The organism is Psittacicella gerlachiana (genome assembly GCF_003585965.1).
Taxonomy (GTDB): domain Bacteria; phylum Pseudomonadota; class Gammaproteobacteria; order Enterobacterales; family Psittacicellaceae; genus Psittacicella; species Psittacicella gerlachiana.
This window is the reverse complement of the sequence record NZ_NRJF01000233.1, coordinates 1-2,928: the sequence shown is the minus strand read 5'-3', so window position 1 is coordinate 2,928 and position 2,928 is coordinate 1. Positions and strand designations below refer to the sequence as shown.

Here is a 2,928-nt window from a genome sequence, read left to right as displayed (position 1 = left end):
ACACTATATAAATACAGACCATGATGTTGACACTATGAATATATACATAAATATAGACCCTATGGATATAGACACAAATATTGGCACTATACATCTAAACTCAAAACTAGACTTTACAAACTATAGATATAAACTTATGGATAAGGATAAGCATTATTTATCGCAGATTAACTTAACGTTAAGATAACTTAAAATCATCTAAGAAAACTTAAATTTTAGTTTAAATTTGAGCTTGAATTTGGGATTGAGCTAGAGTTTGACATTGAAGTTGAAGTTTAAGTTATTAGGTTTTACGTACAATTGTCTAAGGTACTGAATTTAACTATGGTGATTATGTGATGACTTTGTCATGTAATTGACTTGTTATAGTATTAAGTTGACTTTTTCTAGTTAGTTATTATGGGATATGATATTTGATTAACTCTTATATAAGAAGTTGTTTGGAGGAGCAAAGGTTAGAGGCTGAGTAATGGAATAATCCTTAGCTTTAAGTTAAGATATGATAAAATAACTCCCACTAACAATTTGTGATTTTACGAAAAAAGAAAATTAGATGAGTAAAACAGATACTCCAAAAACAAACAACATTCTTGTCGACGATACAGGACAAGCGATTGATTTAACTAACTATGCAGGTTTTAAGCCTTTAGTTGATTTTAAAACTTACAAAAAGACACGTACCTTACTTTTAGAAGTAATTGATAATCAGTTAGAACCGATTACCAAAGCTGGTGATGTATTGCTTTTAGATAATATTAATCACTTTGCTGGTGATGGGGTTTACGCTTTAGATTTAAGTGCTGAAGGTAAAGTAATTGAAACGCAAATTCTTGCTCAAGTAAAAGAAGTTAAAAGAGATTTAGTAACTTTATACGAGTTGACTAAACCTGGAACTAACTATCCTTCAAGAGTTTTTATGACCAGTCAGATTAGATTTTTGGGGAAAGCAATTGGCGTAATTGTCGGTAAGTAAACCAAATTTTTCTTAAGTTAATTTTTTAAGACATACTAAAGCCTCCCGTTACTGAGTAATGGGAGGCTTTAGTATGCACTTTTCATTAAAACGTTTTAATTAGATTTCGAAGCTTTTTAATGAGATTAATAACATTTCTTTATATCGCTTCCGTCTTATTCGATTTTTTCCAGTTTGAATAATTTGGACCTTGAGAATGAGGTTCATTATTAGGTTTATTGATATTTACATTAATCGGAAATGGAAAATCTACTCCTAAAAGTAAAGCTTCACCTTGTTTAAGTATAGGTAGGAAAGATATTGATTTACTATCAATAGCTCCAACCGCTCTTCTTATTAAGTCTTGATCTTTTTCATTAGTTAATTTATGTGCGATTAATGTTCCTATTTGACTTAGAACGCTTTCAGGGATATCTCTAGGACGTTGAGTTGCAATAACAGTAGTTAGACCATATTTACGTCCTTCTTTTGCGATATTCCCAAATGAATCTAATTCAAAATTAAAAAATTCATCACCTATGCGTTTATTGAGAAATTGATGTGCTTCATCTATAAATACGATTAAAGGATTTTTATTAGAGATTGCTCCTGATTTTGCACAATCTAGTAAACATTCTCCTATTGCATTAACTAATAGTTCTTTTGCATTATCCGAAGACGGTACATATGATAAATCCAAGCGAATAATTTTGTTATCATTTGCACATAGTTCTTGAATAATTTCTGGGATAGGAGTTAAACTTTTATCACAATCAATCATCCATTTAAGACTTTTATTTCCAGTAATAAACTCTATTCTTGTAAAAAGAGTTAGACAGTAATCTATTTCAGACTGTTTTGATATATCTTCAATTTTAGATTTTAACTTATAAAAAGGCCAATATGAATAATCATTATTTTTACTTAATGATTCACTGTAAGGATTATATTCTTTATTTTCTGATTTTAATTTATTTATCGCTAGAGCTAGTTTTGGTGCTTGAGTTTGAAAGGAAGGTCTTAATAAATTACGAATACATGAAGCATTAAACATCCAATGAGGAAATGTTACTTGAGTTATTTCTTTGTTATTATAATTAGGATTGTCACCTACATAGTAACTTTCAAATGGAAAGTCTTTATACTCTCCTGTAGCATCTATAAGTAAAGCTTTACCACCATGAATTTGTACATGCTCTATTAAGTTAGCTAGAGTATAGCTCTTTCCTCCTCCCGTAGAACCTAATATTGCACAATGCCTGCCAAATAGTTTTTCTGGTGTTACATGTATATGTATATTTGAATTTGGAACTTTTGCAATAGGAAATGTAATATCTTCTTTTCTATTATGTATGTTATTACTAGCTAGAATAGTAACTAGGTCTGGATGTGCTGAATATACTTGGGCTCCTAGATTAGGGTACTCTTGAATTCCTAAATAATTTTTTCCATTTGAAGTGTCAATACTAGTTAATAATTGAATAATTCCAATCGGATGATTTGAGATATTTTTATCATCAACGGTTAAACGTTCTTTAGTTTCTAATAGAACTTCGATTAATCTACCAAATAATGAGTACTCTCCACAATCTATAAATACAAAAGAGTTTACAACTCCAATTGGAATTTTAGTACCAAAATTTAAAGAATATTCATGAAGCCTAGAAGGTATTAAGTTGACTTTAGCTGTTGTTGCAGATATCTCAGTTAATGTACCAATAAACCATTCTTGGATATGAGGAGAAAACCATTTACTATTCATATTATTACCCTTCATTTCCACTTAATAATTTTAAAAGATTCTCAGATAATTTTTCTTCAGGAGATTTTGTTACTCGATCAGGAATTATATTTACGAACTCTTGAAAAGATGAACCTATAAGCAGAATACGAGAATCTTTTTCTTTAATTAAGTTTATTAATATTTTTCTTATTTCTGAATTAAAACTAGCTTGTATGTTAAACAAATCTAAAGT

The 2,928-nt window shown here is 29.4% G+C and carries 3 protein-coding genes; 1 reads left to right on the top strand and 2 read right to left on the bottom strand.

All coding sequences use genetic code 11. From position 1 onward, the window contains the following. Positions 1–553: 553 nt before the first annotated feature. Positions 554–973, top strand: coding sequence for a hypothetical protein (locus CKF59_RS07040; RefSeq protein ID WP_119535229.1), 420 nt, complete (start codon positions 554–556; stop codon positions 971–973). Between the two features lie 139 nt (positions 974–1,112). Here the strand turns inward: CKF59_RS07040 and CKF59_RS07035 are convergent, their stop codons facing one another. After that, positions 1,113–2,714 carry an ATP-binding protein gene (locus CKF59_RS07035; protein ID WP_119535228.1) on the bottom strand — a complete coding sequence of 534 codons (1,602 nt, stop codon included), beginning with the start codon at positions 2,712–2,714 and terminating at the stop codon, positions 1,113–1,115. A 4-nt stretch (positions 2,715–2,718) separates the two neighbouring features. After that, positions 2,719–2,928: hypothetical protein (locus tag CKF59_RS07945; protein ID WP_222985677.1), on the bottom strand; the 210-nt coding region annotated here is incomplete at its 5' end.